This is a genomic window from Bacillus zhangzhouensis (assembly GCF_000715205.1).
In the GTDB taxonomy this organism is placed as follows: domain Bacteria; phylum Bacillota; class Bacilli; order Bacillales; family Bacillaceae; genus Bacillus; species Bacillus zhangzhouensis.
This window is the reverse complement of record NZ_JOTP01000014.1, coordinates 25,673-42,697: the sequence shown is the minus strand read 5'-3', so window position 1 is coordinate 42,697 and position 17,025 is coordinate 25,673. Positions and strand designations below refer to the sequence as shown.

Here is a 17,025-nt window from a genome sequence, read left to right as displayed (position 1 = left end):
GCCTTTTATTACTTCATTTTCACTTTTTCTTTCATTTTCTCTATTATTTTATTAAGCCACTGTAGCGGGTATAATGAGATCTCTGGAAAATTGATTTCTACATTATTAACGATAAAGCTTTCTTTTTCCTGTAAATTTAAAGTACTATTCAAAAAATCCTGACAATCTTTTATAGTAGACAGCAGACATTCTTCGCTAGCTAAATGAATAAACTCATTTAACGCTTCTTCTCGTGAATGAATATCCTGATGAAATGTCCCACCTAAAAAATCTTCTAACTCCTCTAAATAACTGTAGCTTTCATTCATTGAATCACCTCTACAATGTAATATAATTAAAATCACCAATTATATTAGACAAGTGAAACCTTGATTCCATTAAAATCAAAGTAGTGGTGATGGTTATTCTATTTATTGTTAACTCAGTTGCCACAATAGAAACTCGACTTTTTCTATTAATTCGCCTTTTTGGTTCGTTTCAAATGATGTGACTGGATTTTCCCAATTAAAGTCTTCTACTACATCCAAACCATAAACCCCTTCCGGATCAGCTTCCGGATACCATCCAACATCTAGCAGTATATTTTTCTTAATATTCTTGATTTGCAATAAATCTTCTGTTAAATTTAACCATTTATCTTGTTCATCTTTATTTAGTAATGCCGGATCTAACTCTGTTAAAGAATTGTAACTAATTTACCAGCCTGAAGGTATTCTAATTGGCTGAAGTTTATATTTAGGAAGTTTTTTCTCAATTTTCATTTTAAATACTTACGCTCCTGATGATCTTGGTTTAGCTATTTTTAAATACTCTTGTAATCGATTACCTGCTATTGGATGACCATGAAAAACCCCACTTGAAGTTAGTTCCGCTCTAACCCAAGACGTTTTTTAAGAAACTCACTTTTCTCTGATCAAATAGAAGCTGTTTTTGTATCTATATTCCTATTTAAGACTAATATGTTATACCCTTTCTTCTTAAACTAACGCACCTGTTAGCATAACAAGAAAATGATTATTTTATTTTTTTTAGCATTTTAAAATTAGCCAACTTAACCCCCTTTTTTTCCACAGTTTGTGAACAAACAATTTTGTAACCTAGATGTTCAAAAAATGGCTTAGCTGTAATACTTGCTTCGGTATCAATTTCTAAAAGATTTAGTTTCTTTGCCTCAGATTCGAGCATATCAACTAAAGCTGTGGCTATACCTTGTCCTTGATAATCTTTATGAACGAATAGTCTATCTAAGTACCCGGTATGCGTTAAATCGCTAAAACCAACAACTTTACCATTAACTTTAGCAACAAATGTGATATTTTGACTCAATGATTCCTTCCAAGAATTAATTTTAGATTCTTTTTCATCTCTTGGTGCCCAAGCATCCAATTGTACTTGGGAATAATCTTTTGAATTTACGGAATGAACTGTTTCATAAAACAATGAAACAATCTCTTTTGTATCAGTTTCCTTAAACCTTATAATTTCCACTTTCTGTATACCTCCCCTTATTTGGATAAGCATCCTATGTTGTTATTCTCAATGAGAACTTCTTGCACCCTCATAACACATCTCTCATAAAAGATATTACCGCTTCGTCTAAAGACCTCACAGTGTCCTTTCTTACGATTTAGACTTAAGCAATTGCAGCTCTTGATCCATGATTTCAGCGGCTTTGGAAATAAATTGAATGATTAAATCCAATTCTTCAGGCTTGTATTCATTTGTGAGTTTTTTGGTGGATGCCGATAAGGATAGAAAGAGTTCCTTCACCTGTGATTTCCCCGCTGTTAGTGGAACAATGATGACCCTTCGCTTGTCTTTTGGGTCCTTCTCCCTTTTGGCGTAGCCTGCTTTTTCAAGCCGGTCAATAAGAGCCGTGACGGCACCTGAGCTAAGACCTGTTTTTTCACTTAATTCACCTGCTGTGAGTGGTCCGAGTTCGTTTAATAAATCAGCTGATTTGAGATCTGTTGGAAAAAGGCCGAGCGATTGAGCAGCTGCTTGGTGGAACAAAACCGTTCGTGTGGCAAGGCGCCTCATCGTATGAATGATCAGGTCTGCTCGGTCTTCTGACTCGTTCTTTATTGACAACTTGTTATCCTCCCTTTAAAATCAATTTATCTTGATCATCAAGATAAATGTTCTCTTACTTTATCATTAAGTTGATCATAGCAAAAAAGAGAAGAGAACGTAAGCAGGAGGTAAATGAAATGAATAACGTGGATAAAGGCAAGGCATCCACTCGCTTTGTTGTCATCGGTTTGCTGTTAGGTATTTTTATGGCAGCGATGGACAATACCATTGTTGCAACAGCGATGGGAAGCATCGTAGCAGATTTGGGGAATTTTGATAAATTTGCTTGGGTGACCGCTTCTTATATGGTGGCAGTGATGGCCGGAATGCCGATTTATGGAAAGCTTTCTGATATGTATGGTCGAAAGCGTTTTTTTCTGTTTGGACTTATTTTCTTTTTAATTGGATCTGCGCTGTGCGGTATCGCACAAACGATGGATCAGCTCATTATTTATCGAGCCATTCAAGGGCTTGGAGGCGGTGCACTTCTTCCGATCGCATTTACGATTATCTTTGATATCTTCCCGCCTGAAAAGCGCGGAAAAATGTCAGGTATGTTCGGTGCAGTATTTGGTTTATCAAGCGTACTAGGACCGCTATTAGGCGCCATTATTACGGATTCGATCGGCTGGCATTGGGTTTTCTATATTAACGTGCCAATCGGTATCGTCAGTGTGTTCTTCATCGCCCGATACTATCAGGAATCGCTTGAACATCGCAAGCAAAAAATTGACTGGGCAGGTGCCATTACTCTAGTCGTTGCGGTTGTGAGCTTAATGTTCGCACTTGAGCTTGGCGGTAAATCTTATGCTTGGGATTCCGTACAAATCCTGACACTATTTGCTGTGTTTGTTGTCTTCGGTACCATTTTCTTTATCGTTGAGCGTAAAGCTGAGGAACCAATTATTTCATTTTGGATGTTTAAAAACCGCTTATTTGCGACATCTCAAATTTTAGCGTTTTTATATGGCGGGACGTTTATTATTCTTGCCGTCTTTATCCCTATTTTCGTACAGGCGGTGTACGGTGAATCTGCGACAAGTGCAGGCTTCATTTTAACACCAATGATGATAGGCTCAGTAATTGGCAGTATGATTGGCGGAACGATGCAGACGAAGGTGCCTTTTAGACGGCTTATGACCATCTCTGTGATTTCATTTTTCGCTGGGATGCTGCTGCTTGCCAACATGTCACCAGACACAGCAAGACTGTGGCTCACACTCTTTATGATGATATCAGGCTTTGGTGTAGGATTTAGCTTCTCCCTTCTGCCATCTGCTTCAATGAATGATCTCTCTCCGCGCTACCGCGGCAGTGCAAACTCAACCAATTCATTTATGAGATCACTTGGGATGACGTTAGGTGTGACGATTTTCGGGACGATTCAAACCAATGTCCTGACAAATCGTTTAGCAGATGCTTTTAGTGGAATGAAAGGAGCCTCCTCTCAAGTTGGTGATCCGCAAGCCATTTTCCAAGAGGGGGCACGCTCACAAATTCCACCGGATATTTTAAATAAGATCATTGATGCGATGTCACAAAGTATTACGTATGTATTTATGATTGCTTTATTCCCGATTGTACTTGCGGCGATTACAGTCGTATTTATGGGAAATGCACGAGTACGTACTTCAAATGAAATGAAAGAAAGCAAATAATGTGAAAAAGCAGAGCGACGCGGCTCTGCTTTTTTTCTTTTTATTGATATAAAAGATGCGCTTTGCCTTCACTGCCAACGATTCGTATTTTAGATGTGACCATGTCTTTTGCTGCTTGCTTGGCTTTTTGTAAATACATACGCGGATCTAAGCTTTCGGGTTCGTTTGAGAAATGATCACGAATGGCTTCAGAGTATGCGTTTTTCAGTTCAGTTGAGACATTGACCTTTGCCATACCAAGTGTGACACATCTTCTGACATCCTCTTCTGGTACAGCTGAACCTCCGTGCAGGACAAGTGGTACATCGACAAGCGCTGCAATTTGTTCAATGCGGTCAAAATCAATATCCGGCACTCCTTTATAAATGCCATGGGCGGTGCCGATCGCAGGCGCTAAAGTAGGTACCCCAGTTTCTTCTACAAATTGACGGCACTCTGATGGAATGGCTTTTTCAGCATCCTTTTCATCTACCACGATGTCATCTTCTACGCCGCCTACCTTGCCAAGCTCAGCCTCTACATTCACACCTACTTTTAATGCGAGGTCAACGACTTCTTTTGTACGGCGTACATTTTCTTCATACGAATGCATGGATGCATCGATCATAACGGATGTATAGCCAGCCCTGATACAGGTGAGAATCACATCAAAGTCAGTACAATGATCCAGATGAAGACCAATTGGGATTTGATATTGGTCAGCTGCCGCCTTTACTGTATCTGCAATGGCTTTTGCTCCAAGAGATTGAACCGTTCCGACCGTCGTTTGCAAAATAACAGGTGACTTTAATTCAGCGGCAGTTTCGAGCACCCAATAGATACTGTCAAAGGAGTGTACATTGAATGCCACAATTCCGTATTTTTCTTTTTTGGCAGCCTCAAGCATCGGTGTTGTTGAAAGTAAAGGCATGGTCAAACATCCTCTCTAGTCAAAATATCTTTATTTAATACAGCGAGCATTTCTTCATTTGTTCTTGTTTCAAGCAGCTTTTGACGTTTCGCTTCATCCATTAAGCCTCGTGAAAGGGCAGAAAGTGCTTTTAAATGAGTGGTCCCTGCTTCATTTTTGGGGATGAGTAAGGATAAGAAGAAAAAGCAAGGCTTTCCATCAAAAGCGTCCCATTCAATTCCGGTTTCAGTGCGGACGATCACTAGTGCTGGTTTCGTGATGGCGTCTGTCTGTGTATGCGGAATGGCAAATCCATCTTGAAAGCCTGTTGTACTAAGAGCTTCCCTTTCAGCTAAGCCTTTTTTGACATCCTCTTGTGATGTGCAAATACCTGCTTTGTAGGCAATGTCAGCAATGGCTGCGAAAACGCCAGCCTGTGAAGAAGCTGTTTCATGAAGATTCATATAGATATGTTCCATCATTTTTCTTCCCCCCTATTAAACTGCGGCTTTGTCTATTTTTTTACGATAAAGTCCGTATAGAATCGCACCGATCAAAGATCCGATCAGTATTGAAAGCACCCACTGAAATGCGCCTGTGACGACTGGCAGGACAAGGAATCCGCCATGTGGTGCAGGAACCTGTACGCCAAACAGATAAGTCAAAATAGCAGAGATGGCCGAACCGAACATGATAATTGGTAGCACAACCACTGGGTTTTTAGCCGCAAACGGGATGGCCCCTTCGGTAATATGTGTAGCCCCAAGAATATAGTTGATCGCCCCTGCATTTCGTTCTTGTGGTGTGAAATGTTTCCGGAAAATCGTTGTCGCAATTGCAATGATGAGTGGCGGTGTAATACATGCTGCAGACACACCTGCCATGAAATAAAGATTGCCTTCTGCAAGCAAAGCTGTTCCTGTCACATAGGCTGCTTTGTTAAATGGTCCACCCATATCAAATCCACACATCGCCCCAACAATTAAGCCTAGGAGCAGCGGATTCGTGGATTGAACGGATGAGAGAAAATCCATTAATGAATTATTTAACCCTGTGATTGGAACTAATAGAGGAGTCATTACAGCCCCTATCAAGAAAATACCGATGACGGGATAGATGAAGATCGACTTTAATCCATCAAGTGATGCAGGTAATTTTTGAAGCAGCAATTGAAGTAAAAGAATGATATACCCTGCTGCAAAACCTGCGATAATACCGCCTAGGAAACCGGCACCTCCATCGTTTGCAAGCAGGCCTCCTATAAATCCAACAACCATCCCTGGGCGTCTTGCGATCGAATCAGCGATAAATGCTGCTAAAATAGGCACCATTAAGCTAAAGGCCAGTCCGCCAATACTTTTCAAATAGGCAGCAAACGGGTGATACGTTTCATGCTGAGGATCAGCAGAGTAGATGCCGAATAGAAAAGAAAGGGCAATTAAGACCCCGCCTCCTACGACAAATGGAAGCATGTGTGATACACCGTTCATTAAATGCTTATAGATGGTGTGTATCCATTTATTTGACGTCTTTTGTTGAGTGGGTGAAGGAGCTGTTGTTTTCTCGGTAACAGCGGCCCTTCCTTTCACTTGATGAATAGGTGCATCACCATTTAAAATGCTCTGGATCAGATCAGCTGGTGTGCGAATCCCTTTAGATACAGGCACTTCTATGAGTGGTTTTCCATGAAAGCGCTCTGTGTGCACATCCTTGTCAGCTGCAACAATGACCCCATCTGCTTCCATAATGTCTTGATCGGTTAAAGCGTTTTCAATTCCTACTTGACCATGCGTTTCGACTTTGATGTCGACCCCTAATTGCTCAGCAGCTATTTTTAATGCCTCAGCTGCCATAAATGTGTGCGCAATGCCTGTTGGACACCCAGTTGCAGCGACAATTTTTTTGCGGCTCATGTTTACTCCCCCTTATATGCTGTGAATGTGGATTTGCTCGATTAACGACTTCATATCATGTAAATCACTTAATCCTTTAGAAAAGGCTGTAGATGCTCCTGTTGCTATGCCATAACGTAAGCATTCTTCAGCTGAATGTCCTTCAAGCTGTTTACTAATAAATGCTGCAAGCATGGCATCTCCTGAACAAGCTGTGTTTACCACCGTGCCTGTTGGTGCGTTTCCTTTTAATATGTCTTCTTTTGTGATGAATAGAGCCCCTTCTCCTCCGCGGGAAATGAGTACTTGCTCTGCACCCATCTCGATGAGTTTTTCACCGGATTGAATGAGTTCTGTTTCTGATAAATGATGTGTTTTGCCGAAAAAAGCGGCCATTTCTTCTTCATTTGGTTTTAATAAATACGGTTTGTACTGAAGTGTCTCAAGAACCGCTACAGAGCTTGTATCTAAAATGAATTTGACGTTGTTTTGATGACAAATTGCAGCTACTTCTGAAAAAATGCTGGCAGGTACGCCCTTTGGCAGGCTGCCTGACATAATGAGAATACCGCCCTGCGGGATTGCTGAAATTTTCTCACGAAAGGCGTGAAGTGCTTTTGCCTGAATGGCAGGACCTTGATTCACGAGCTTGTATTCTTCTGTTGTATTGATAAAAACGTTAATGCGCGTAATACCTTCAACCGGGATAAAATCTGTTTGAATGGAAAGATCTTTTAAAGATTGCTCAATATAAGAACCAGAAAACCCGGCAATAAAGCCTAATGCAGTGCTGTTAACGCCGTATTTTTTCAGCATAATTGAGACATTGACGCCTTTTCCATTAGGCTGATAATCCTCATCTTCCGTGCGGTTCACTGTATTTGCCCGCATTTCTTTCAATGCAATATATAGGTCTATAGCAGGATTTAAGGTACAGGTATAAATCAATTGGTTTCACCTTCTTTCTTTTCTCTAAGGAAAGTATCTCATACGATTCAGTGAAAATGTTTTCAGATTGTGTAAAGGTTTTCATGAGGAAAAGCCTTCCAGCACAAAGTCTAGAAGGCTTTCTTATCGGTTATTTCATTCGGATCACGTAGGCATCTAGTAAAATACGGGCAATGACATGTAGAGACAGCCGGGAGCGGACTTCATAATCTGGGAAGAAAGATTGTTCGCCTTTATATCCGACTAGTGTCATGTCTGATATTTTACTTAAAGTAGAATCAATTCTTGTTGTGACGGTAATGGTTGTGACCTGCTTCATGCTTAAATTTTGACAGGCTTCAACGAGTTCTGCTGTTTCTCCATTTAATGAAACGAAGATGGCAAGTTCGTTTTTATCAATGTCACGCGATTTTAGTCGAATGATATTCGGATCGTCGTGCACTTCACATGTTTTCCCGATGAGCTGTAATTTGATGGTCATCTCTTTGGCAATCATCTCAGAGAAGCCTCTGCCAAAAATATAAATTTTATCTGCATCATGTATTTTTTGAACGGCATCTTCAATTTGCCCTATACTTTGCAGTTGTATCGTCTTTAAAACCTCTTCTTCATTTTTACGAATCGCCAGCTTGATGTCTTCATCAATATTTTTTAGCTGGTCACTGTCATCTGTCATTTTTTTTTCTTGTTTCAATCGATATTTAAAGGATGTATAGCCATTGTAACCAATTTTTTTCATCAGTCTGACAATAGTGGCTGTCGACACATTGGCTCGTTCACTTAATGTGACGATGGATAAGGTGGAGATATCCTCTAAATGCTGGTGAATATAATGGAGTAAATAACGTTCTGTTTCACTTAACGTTTGATACACATCACTTGGAATGTTAAATAATGGTTCATTCAATGCGATTCCCCCTTACTTATTTCATACTATAATTAAATGCCCTATGAAAACAAGTTGATTCTTTTGTCCTGTATTTTTTATTAGAAGCCCAAATGAGTGAAATTTTATTTTTAACATAAACTAAGGAAAAGTAGTGCCTGTTTGAAAGGAGCTGATCACCATGCTTCATCTTTTATTTTTTCTGATCCTTCTGTATGTGGTGTATGTATTTTTGACTGCATTTGTATTGTTTTATTTCCCGTTTCAAAAAACATGCAAGGAGCATTGTATCTATAAAGCCTCTTCTATCTCAGGAGACGACCAAGGCACAAATCAAGTCATGCTTCTTGACGACGGGTTTGAGTCGGGTCAGGTCAGAATCCAAATGATTCGCGAGGCTAAAAAGATGATTCGTCTGAGTTATTATTCCATTCAAAAGGGGAAAACAGCCGAATGGTTACTTGGTGCTTTAATTGATGCCGCTGATCGAGGAGTGAAAGTTCAGCTATTATTAGATGGCATTTGCCACAGCCTGCGTGGGCCGCTGAAGCATTTGCGCTATGCCGTAGCAAATCATCCGAATATGGCGATTCGTTTTTATGAGCCTTTTCGTTTGTTCAAGCCATGGACGTGGCATAACCGCCTTCATGATAAGCTGCTTTTGGCAGATGGAAGAGTCGCTGTGATGGGTGGAAGAAATATCGGTGATAAATACTTTGCAGATCAGCCGCCGAAAGACTTTGCTTATGACCGTGATGTGCTGCTCTATAACGCCAAAAAGGGAAAAGTATTAGATGAAATGGAGCAATATTTCGTTTATCTATGGAATCATGACTTTACGAAAAGAACGAAAGATGTGTTCTCTAAGCAAAAAGCGAAAAAAGGGTTGAAACTGAGAAAGAAGCTGCTCAGGTCCTATCAAGAAGCGATGCGCACGAAAGAACCTTTTGTCATGTCCTCCTTTGATTGGGCAACAGATGCCACTTCTGTGAAACAGATTGCATTTTTCACAAATCCAGTGGAGCGCTTTAATAAACGTCCTCTCGTGCTGAAAAAGTTAAACGATCTAGCTCACCGGGCAAAGCGTTCTGTTCTCATACAGACGCCTTATGTGATACCAACACGGCCCATGAAGGATGGACTTACTCCCTTACCTGAAGATATTCAAACGACAGTTGTCACGAATTCTCTTACAGCCACACCAAATCCTTTAGCATTTGCAGGATATTTAAGCACGAAAAAAGAGCTGATGAAAACAGGTGTGCATTTATATGAATATGAAGGTCCGTATTCTATTCATGGGAAATCGATGGTCATTGATGATTATTTAAGTATTATCGGGACATATAATTTAGATGCAAGGTCCAGTTTTTTAAATACAGAATCGATTTTGGTCATTGATAGCGCACCGTTTGCGTTATCTCTTACACAGGCAATCGAGCGAAAAATTGCCTATAGTGTCCTCGTGGCTAAAGACCGAACAGAATATAAAGCGAGCACCTATGGGCAGAAAAAAAAGCCTTTGATGAAAAGGCTCCTTTTAAATGGTTTATCGACGATAACCGTTCTTTGGCGGCGATTGATCTGAACAAGGGCAGCTATTTTTGTGGCAGCCCTTGTTCTTGCGATTGATGCTCGTCTGCTTGCTCTAATTTGGTCAGCTTAAACACCAAGATTCCGGCAACGATGACAAGAACACCTAATAGTTTTGTAAAAGAAAATTCCACTTTCTCTAACCCAAGCCAGCCGAGCGAATCAAACAAAAGCGCGCAGCCTAGCTGTGAGATAAGGACAATCGAGATCCCATAAGTCGGACCAAGACGTTTGATGCTCTGAACAAGACAGATGACAACCCCTACCCCAATGGCTCCGCTTACCCAGTACCAGGCTTCCATATGCCTTAATTGAAACATGCCAGTTCCTTCTAACATAAGACCCATAAAGAGTGAAGCAATAAAGCCCATTCCAAGAACAAGTGTCGTTGTTGACCAAGAGCCTGTATGCTCATTGACTTTACTATTAAAAATGGTTTGTAAGCTGACAAGTGCACCAGCTGTGATCGCTAATATTATTCCTATAATCATATATAAATCCCTTCGTTTCTTCTATTCATAAATGTTGTGCTCTGCTATTTCTAAAAGCCCTTTCCGGTCACGAATCGTAATCTTGCCTCTTCGCCTTTCAATCAGACCTTTTTCCCTGAATTGCTGAATCACACGGTTAATATGACGGTAGCTCGTTCCAATTAGGCTCGCCGCATCAGTGAGACGAAGCGGGCGCGGGCGCGTGGTGTCGTCATCTGTTAAAACAGATAATAAATAGCTTGCGAGCCTGACCTCCACTGGATATAAAAGGTGGAAGCTTAAATCGTTTGATTTTGTATAAAATTTGTTTGTGATGCCTTTTAGCAAAAAGGTTAAAACATGAGGATCATCCTTCGCATCGTGCATGAGCGCTTGATGAGAAATCCTTAGCATATGTACTTCTGTGACAGCTTCGACTGTATTGACCATATCCGTCTGCTGGACATATTCAATATCTCCAATCGCTTCAAGAGGATTTTTAAAGCAAAGAATAAAGGTTTTCCCTTCCTTTGTGGTGGTGAAGATCTTTAATTTTCCTTTCACTAACAAGTACATGTACTCCCTCTTATCCCCTTTTGAACAAATCAGCTCACCTTGTTCATAGCGCCATAACGTCACATGTGACATCAAGTTCTGATGAAAGACGTTTTGTAAATGATGCGCCTTGATATAAGAAGAAAAAAGAGATTCATCGTGAAGCTCCTCCATCTGACTACCTCCTTTATAGCTTTAAAATGATCACGCCCGCAATCATCAAAAGAATTCCTGCATAATGAGGCCATTTCATTTTCTTCTTCTGTACACCAAACCATCCTTTTGCATCAATTGCAAAGGTAAACGCAAGCTGGGCTATCAGTAAAGCAGCGATGGTGAGGGTCACACCGATTATTTGAATTGCGGTGACTTCATTAAAGATAATAATGGCTGCAAATGCACCGCCAATTAAATAGAGTGGCTGCACCTTTTGATACTCCCTGAAGTGCCCATCCCGTACGATGAGTAAAATGAATAAAGAGATGATAAAACCGGTCAGCTGGGTGATGGTTGCTGCCTGCCATGTACCGATATCTTGACTAATTCTTGCGTTGGCTACGCCTTGCAGTGTAATACAAGCGCCTCCTAATAATGCGAAAATAACACCTTTCATTCTTTCAAATGCTCCTTCTTTTTCAGTCTAGTTCTATTAAATGATAGATGCCCTGATGTTGAAAAGGACATATGTCCCACTTTGCGTATTATATCAGAAACTTTTTCTTTTGCAGTTTCTTCGTTTTAGATTTTTCACAGTGGGTACAGTTTTATATCAGCTGAAAACAGAATATCGAATTGAATCACATATAAAAAGGAGACATGTCAGAATGAGAAATCAAGAGAAACATTTTATGAATGGAGAATGGGTCGCATCAACAGGAAACGAAACGACGGAAGTCATTAACCCCGCTACAGAGGAAGTCATTGGCACAATTAGCTTAGGAACAAAAGAAGATTTAGATAAGGCCGTCAAAGCAGCTCGAGCCGCCTTCCCTTCTTTCTCAAAAACGTCTCGGAATGAACGAGTAGAGATGCTGGAAAACATTGTGCGCGGGTATGAAAAGCGCAAGGATGAACTTGTAGAAGTCATGACACAAGAGCTTGGTGCACCGCTAAAAGTATCAGAAGAGGTTCATTACAAAATGGGCTATGAACATTTTTCTAAAGCAGCGGAAGCACTTAAATCTTATACATTTACCGAGGACCGCGGAGGACATACTATTATAAAAGAAGCGATTGGCGTCAGCGGATTGATTACACCGTGGAACTTCCCAACAAACCAAACATCACTTAAAATCGCGGGTGCCATTGCGGCAGGCTCACCAGTTGTCTTAAAGCCAGCGGAAATTACACCTTTTGCTGCGATGATTCTTGCAGAAATCATTGATGAAGCAGGCGTACCGAAAGGAGTCTTCAACTTAGTAAACGGAACTGGTAACGTTATTGGTGACGGCATTAGCTCACATCCTGATATTGACTTTGTTTCATTTACTGGATCAGGTGCTGTTGGCTCTAAAATTATGGAAAACGCGGCGGACAATGTGAAGAAAGTGGCTCTTGAGCTTGGCGGGAAATCCCCTCTTATTGTCTTAGATGATGCAGATGTGGATGAGGCAGCCGAAACCGCCGTTCATCATATTGCGATGAATACAGGTCAAGTGTGTTCGGCAGCCACACGTGTGCTCATTCCAGAATCAATGAAAGATGCGTTTGAAAAAGCGCTGCTGAACGCCCTGCCAAAGTTTACAGTTGGTGATCCGAGAGAAGATCACGCCACTGGTCCGCTCGTATCCAAAAAACAATGGGATACCGTGCAATCTTATATTGAAAAAGGAATCGAAGAAGGTGCTACCCTGCTTGCTGGGGGAACTGGAAAGCCGGACGGAATTGATAAAGGATATTTTGCGAAGCATACGATTTTCACAAATGTGAAAAATGATATGACCATTGCGCAAGAAGAAATATTCGGACCCGTCATGAGTGTGATCACTTATCAGGACCTAAATCATGCCCTTGAGATCGCCAATGATACAGTATACGGTCTTGCTGGCTATGTGGTTGGAAAAGATGAAAAGACATTAAAATATGTCGCTGAACACATTCGCGCTGGACAAATCACCATTAACAATGCCGAAACAGATTACTTTGCCCCATTTGGCGGCTTTAAGCAATCTGGTATCGGCAGAGAATGGGGAGATTTCGGTATCGAAGAATATTTAGAAGTGAAAGCTGTGATGGGGCTTCCAACTGCATAAGTCAGATAAAAAAGGAAAACGGTAATCCGTTTTCCTTTTTTATGCCCTCTCCCCTATTTGCGCAAACTTTGTCATTAGAAATCTTAATCATGACAATCAATATTATATATTTTACTTAATGGCAAACTTTCGGTAAAGTTCAAATTGAACCTATATATATAATTCCTATCGAATTAATCTATGTTTATATTCCTTGTGAGGTGGATATCGTTGCAACTTCAGGTATTGAACAGTCCGTTTAGTCAGCAGCAGGCAGAGTTACTCAATCAGCTGCTTCCGACTTTAACAGATCAACAAAAAATTTGGCTTACCGGTTATTTATCAGCACAGGCAGCTCTAGCCGGATCAGAAACTGCCACTCTGGCTCCTTCTCCTTCTGCCGTAGCACCTGCGCAGCCTGTCAGCAAAGATGTGACCGTACTTTACGGGTCTCAAACAGGCAATTCCGAAGGTTTAGCGAAAAAGACAGCGCAGCATCTTGAAGAGAAAGGCTTTCAAGTGACGCTCTCTTCTATGCCAGATTTCAAACCAAATAGTCTGAAAAAAATAAACAATTTACTGGTGATCGTCAGTACACATGGTGAGGGAGATCCGCCTGATAATGCCCTTTCTTTCCATGAATATGTCCACGGCAGACGTGCGCCAAAGCTCGATCATTTAAGCTATTCTGTCCTCTCACTAGGTGACAGCTCATACGAATTCTTCTGTCAGACGGGGAAAGAATTTGACGAGCGCTTAAAAGAACTGGGCGGGACACGTCTTTTCGACCGGATCGACTGTGACCTTGATTATGATGAGCCGTTCTCTGAATGGCTTCAAGGGGTTGCATCATCTCTTAGCGAAGGTGAAGCCGCAGCAAACCCGCAAGAATCAGCGGGAGCAACCAATCAAGCAGCTGCATCTGAATACTCAAGAACAAATCCTTTTTATGCGGAAGTGCTTGAAAATATTAATTTAAATGGCCGCGGCTCTAACAAAGAAACCCGCCACCTAGAGCTTTCTCTTGAAGGATCAGGACTTGTTTATGAGCCGGGAGACAGCCTTGGTATTTATCCGACAAATGATCCTGCGCTTGTTGATGAACTGCTCACGACATGCGGATGGAAGGCAGACGAAGCCGTAACCGTTCATAAAAACGGCGACACGCTTCCTTTAAAAGAAGCACTTACCTCTCATTTTGAGATTACAGTATTAACAAAACCTCTTCTTCAAAAGATTGCGTCCTTTACAAAAAATGAAGACTTGCATGCCCTTTTAGAAGAAGGAAATGAAGAAAAGTTAAAAGCGTATATAGCGGGAAGAGATTTAGTAGATGCTGCTCGCGATTTCGGTCCTTTTGAAGGAACAGCGGCAGACTTCACTGCTATCTTAAGAAAAATTCCTGCACGTCTTTATTCGATTGCAAGCAGCCTGAAAGCCAATGAAGAAGAAGTTCATTTGACAATAGGTGCTGTGAGATATGATGCACACGGGAGAGAACGTCAAGGTGTCTGCTCGATCTTATGTGCAGAGCGCTTAGAACCAGGTGATACACTGCCTGTTTATATTCAGCACAACCAAAATTTTAAGCTTCCTGAAAACCCTGATGCACCGATCATTATGGTAGGACCAGGCACAGGCATCGCTCCTTTCCGTTCATTTATGCAGGAGCGCGAGGAAGTCGGTGCAAATGGAAAGTCATGGCTATTCTTCGGTGATCAGCACTTTGTAACAGATTTCTTATATCAAACCGAATGGCAAAAGTGGTTAAAGGATGGCGTCTTAACAAAAATGGATGTGGCTTTTTCAAGAGATTCAGAGGAAAAGGTATATGTCCAGCACCAAATGAAGAAACAAAGTAAAGAATTATTCGAATGGCTGGAACAAGGTGCCTATGTCTATGTTTGCGGAGATGAAAAACATATGGCGCATGATGTTCATGGTACCCTTCTATCGATTATTCAAGAAGAAGGTGCGATGAGCAAAGAGAAAGCAGAAAGCTATCTTGCCAATTTGCAGCAGCAAAAACGCTATCAGCGTGACGTCTATTGATTTGATGCTTGAAAGAAAGGAGCTTTTACGACATGGTGAAGACAGCATTCACAGCGCCGGATGGACCTCCGAGCGACGTAGAGGAAATCAAAGAAAAAAGTGATTATTTACGAGGTACGTTAAAAGAAGTGATGCTTGATCCGATTTCAGCGGGAATTCCTGATGATGACAACCGCCTGATGAAGCATCACGGCAGCTACTTACAGGATGATCGTGACCTTAGAAATGAACGACAAAAACAAAAGCTTGAGCCTGCCTATCAATTTATGCTGCGTGTACGTCTGCCTGGCGGAATCGCCACATCAAAGCAGTGGCTTGTCATGGATGAGCTTGCTCACAAATACGGCAATGGCACGTTAAAGCTGACAACTCGTGAAACCTTTCAGCTTCACGGTATTTTAAAATGGAACATGAAAAAGACCATTCAAGACATTCATTCCACTATGCTTGATACGATCGCTGCTTGCGGGGATGTGAATCGGAATGTGATGTGTACATCGAATCCTTATCAATCGGAAGTGCACCATGATGTGTACGAGCTGGCAAAAAAATTAAGTGATGACCTGCTTCCTCAAACAAGAGCGTATCATGAGATTTGGCTTGATGAGGAAAAGGTAGCGGCAACGCCTGATACGGAGGTTGAGCCGATGTATGGGCCGCTTTATTTGCCAAGAAAATTCAAGATTGGTGTTGCGGTCCCTCCTGCTAACGATATTGATGTTTTTTCGCAGGATCTAGGCTTCATTGCTATTATCGAACAAGATCAATTAGTCGGCTTTAATGTCGCGATTGGCGGCGGAATGGGTATGACTCACGGTGATACAGCGACATATCCTCAGCTTGCAAAGGTCATCGGTTTTTGTACACCTGAGCAGGTCGTGGAGATTGCTAAACAAGTCATCACCATTCAGCGTGACTATGGAAACCGTTCAGTGCGAAAAAATGCCCGCTTTAAATATACAGTGGACCGCCTCGGCCTTGAGAATGTAAAAGAAGAGCTTGAGCGCCGCCTTGGGTTTACTCTTTTAGACGCACGGGATTATCACTTTGATCATAACGGTGACCGCTATGGCTGGGTAAAAGGCATCAATGGCAGATGGCATTATACGATGTTTGTAGAAGGCGGCCGTATCACGGATTACGATGATTACCCGCTGATGACAGGTATTCGTGAAATCGCAAAGATTCATACAGGTGACTTCCGCTTAACAGCGAATCAAAATTTAATCATTGGAAATGTCACATCTCATAAAAAGAAACAAATCGAGCAGCTCATTCAGGAGTTCGGTTTATCAGCTGGCCAGCAGCACTCTGCACTGCGCCGCAGTTCAATGGCTTGCGTTTCTCTTCCAACCTGCGGCTTAGCGATGGCAGAAGCAGAACGCTACCTTCCTCGCTTGATTGATAGAATTGAAGAGATTGTAGAAGATAACGGCTTAAGTGATAAAGAAATCACCATTCGAATGACTGGATGTCCAAATGGATGTGCCCGTCATGCTTTAGGTGAAATTGGCTTTATCGGAAAATCACCCGGCAAATACAACATGTATCTTGGCGCTGCGTTTGATGGCAGTAGGTTAAGTAAACTGTACCGAGAAAACGTGGGTGAAGAAGACATTTTAAACGAGCTTGGCTCTCTGCTCCCTCGCTACGCAAAAGAACGAGAAGAAAATGAACATTTCGGTGATTTTGTGATACGGGCAGGTATTGTCAAAGAAACAACCGATGGAACGAATTTTCATGTGCAATAAAAAAAGACAGGGGTCCTTCCTGTCTTT

The 17,025-nt window shown here is 41.5% G+C and carries 16 protein-coding genes and 1 pseudogene; 5 read left to right on the top strand and 12 right to left on the bottom strand.

Going from position 1 to position 17,025, the window contains the following annotated elements:
- Positions 1-8: 8 nt before the first annotated feature.
- From BA70_RS12520 to BA70_RS12505, 4 genes are all read right to left on the bottom strand, one after another.
- Positions 9-308 carry a contact-dependent growth inhibition system immunity protein gene (locus BA70_RS12520; RefSeq protein ID WP_034322749.1) on the bottom strand — a complete coding sequence of 100 codons (300 nt, stop codon included), beginning with the start codon at positions 306-308 and terminating at the stop codon, positions 9-11.
- Positions 309-416: 108 nt separating this feature from the next.
- Complete coding sequence (locus BA70_RS19105; RefSeq protein ID WP_051691146.1) at positions 417-608, bottom strand: hypothetical protein; 192 nt, start codon at positions 606-608, stop codon at positions 417-419.
- Positions 609-1,014: 406 nt separating this feature from the next.
- The gene (locus tag BA70_RS12510; protein ID WP_034322748.1) at positions 1,015-1,488 is read right to left on the bottom strand and encodes a GNAT family N-acetyltransferase; all 474 of its coding nucleotides are present in this window, start codon (positions 1,486-1,488) and stop codon (positions 1,015-1,017) included.
- Between the two features lie 132 nt (positions 1,489-1,620).
- Entirely contained in the window at positions 1,621-2,040 is a 420-nt protein-coding gene (locus tag BA70_RS12505) for a MarR family winged helix-turn-helix transcriptional regulator (protein ID WP_051691150.1), read from the bottom strand.
- A 170-nt stretch (positions 2,041-2,210) separates the two neighbouring features.
- Here BA70_RS12505 and BA70_RS12500 point away from each other — a divergent pair.
- Positions 2,211-3,783: pseudogene (locus BA70_RS12500) on the top strand (MDR family MFS transporter).
- Here BA70_RS12500 and BA70_RS12495 read toward each other — a convergent pair.
- The 5 genes from BA70_RS12495 to BA70_RS12475 all read right to left on the bottom strand — a co-directional run bounded on the left by BA70_RS12495 (position 3,772) and on the right by BA70_RS12475 (position 8,367).
- Positions 3,772-4,641 (bottom strand): class II fructose-bisphosphate aldolase, encoded by an 870-nt coding sequence (locus BA70_RS12495; protein ID WP_034322742.1) that lies wholly within the window; start codon positions 4,639-4,641, stop codon positions 3,772-3,774. The pseudogene BA70_RS12500 and the gene BA70_RS12495 sit on opposite strands and share 12 nt — an antisense overlap.
- Positions 4,642-4,643: 2 nt before the next feature.
- The gene (locus BA70_RS12490; RefSeq protein WP_034322740.1) at positions 4,644-5,102 is read right to left on the bottom strand and encodes a PTS sugar transporter subunit IIA; all 459 of its coding nucleotides are present in this window, start codon (positions 5,100-5,102) and stop codon (positions 4,644-4,646) included.
- 15 nt (positions 5,103-5,117) lie between these two features.
- Entirely contained in the window at positions 5,118-6,533 is a 1,416-nt protein-coding gene (locus tag BA70_RS12485; RefSeq protein WP_034322737.1) for a PTS fructose transporter subunit IIC, read from the bottom strand.
- Positions 6,534-6,545: 12 nt separating this feature from the next.
- Entirely contained in the window at positions 6,546-7,460 is a 915-nt protein-coding gene (pfkB, locus tag BA70_RS12480; RefSeq protein WP_034322735.1) for a 1-phosphofructokinase, read from the bottom strand.
- A 130-nt stretch (positions 7,461-7,590) separates the two neighbouring features.
- Entirely contained in the window at positions 7,591-8,367 is a 777-nt protein-coding gene (locus BA70_RS12475) for a MurR/RpiR family transcriptional regulator (RefSeq protein WP_034322733.1), read from the bottom strand.
- 160 nt (positions 8,368-8,527) lie between these two features.
- On the opposite strand from BA70_RS12475, the gene BA70_RS12470 reads away from it, so the two are divergent.
- Positions 8,528-9,934: a phospholipase D-like domain-containing protein gene (locus tag BA70_RS12470; protein ID WP_034322730.1), complete on the top strand. Its 1,407-nt coding sequence runs from the start codon at positions 8,528-8,530 to the stop codon at positions 9,932-9,934.
- A 10-nt stretch (positions 9,935-9,944) separates the two neighbouring features.
- Here BA70_RS12470 and BA70_RS12465 read toward each other — a convergent pair whose 3' ends face one another.
- From BA70_RS12465 to BA70_RS12455, 3 genes are read right to left on the bottom strand one after another with little or no spacing between them, the layout of a single operon-like run.
- Positions 9,945-10,430, bottom strand: a complete 486-nt coding sequence (locus tag BA70_RS12465) for a DMT family transporter (protein WP_034322728.1) — start codon at positions 10,428-10,430, stop codon at positions 9,945-9,947.
- A 21-nt stretch (positions 10,431-10,451) separates the two neighbouring features.
- Positions 10,452-11,138: a Crp/Fnr family transcriptional regulator gene (locus BA70_RS12460; RefSeq protein WP_034322725.1), complete on the bottom strand. Its 687-nt coding sequence runs from the start codon at positions 11,136-11,138 to the stop codon at positions 10,452-10,454.
- A 13-nt stretch (positions 11,139-11,151) separates the two neighbouring features.
- A complete protein-coding gene (locus BA70_RS12455; protein ID WP_034322722.1) occupies positions 11,152-11,577 on the bottom strand; it encodes a DMT family transporter in 426 nt (141 codons plus the stop codon).
- Positions 11,578-11,788: 211 nt separating this feature from the next.
- Between BA70_RS12455 and BA70_RS12450 the strand changes: the two genes are divergently transcribed.
- From BA70_RS12450 to cysI, 3 genes are all read left to right on the top strand, one after another.
- On the top strand, positions 11,789-13,216 hold the full coding sequence (locus BA70_RS12450) for an aldehyde dehydrogenase family protein (protein WP_034322719.1): 1,428 nt from the start codon (positions 11,789-11,791) through the stop codon (positions 13,214-13,216).
- A gap of 210 nt (positions 13,217-13,426) precedes the next feature.
- Positions 13,427-15,247 (top strand): assimilatory sulfite reductase (NADPH) flavoprotein subunit, encoded by a 1,821-nt coding sequence (locus BA70_RS12445; RefSeq protein ID WP_034322717.1) that lies wholly within the window; start codon positions 13,427-13,429, stop codon positions 15,245-15,247.
- Positions 15,248-15,279: 32 nt separating this feature from the next.
- On the top strand, positions 15,280-16,998 hold the full coding sequence (gene cysI / locus BA70_RS12440) for an assimilatory sulfite reductase (NADPH) hemoprotein subunit (protein WP_034322715.1): 1,719 nt from the start codon (positions 15,280-15,282) through the stop codon (positions 16,996-16,998).
- The last annotated feature ends 27 nt before the right edge of the window (positions 16,999-17,025 follow it).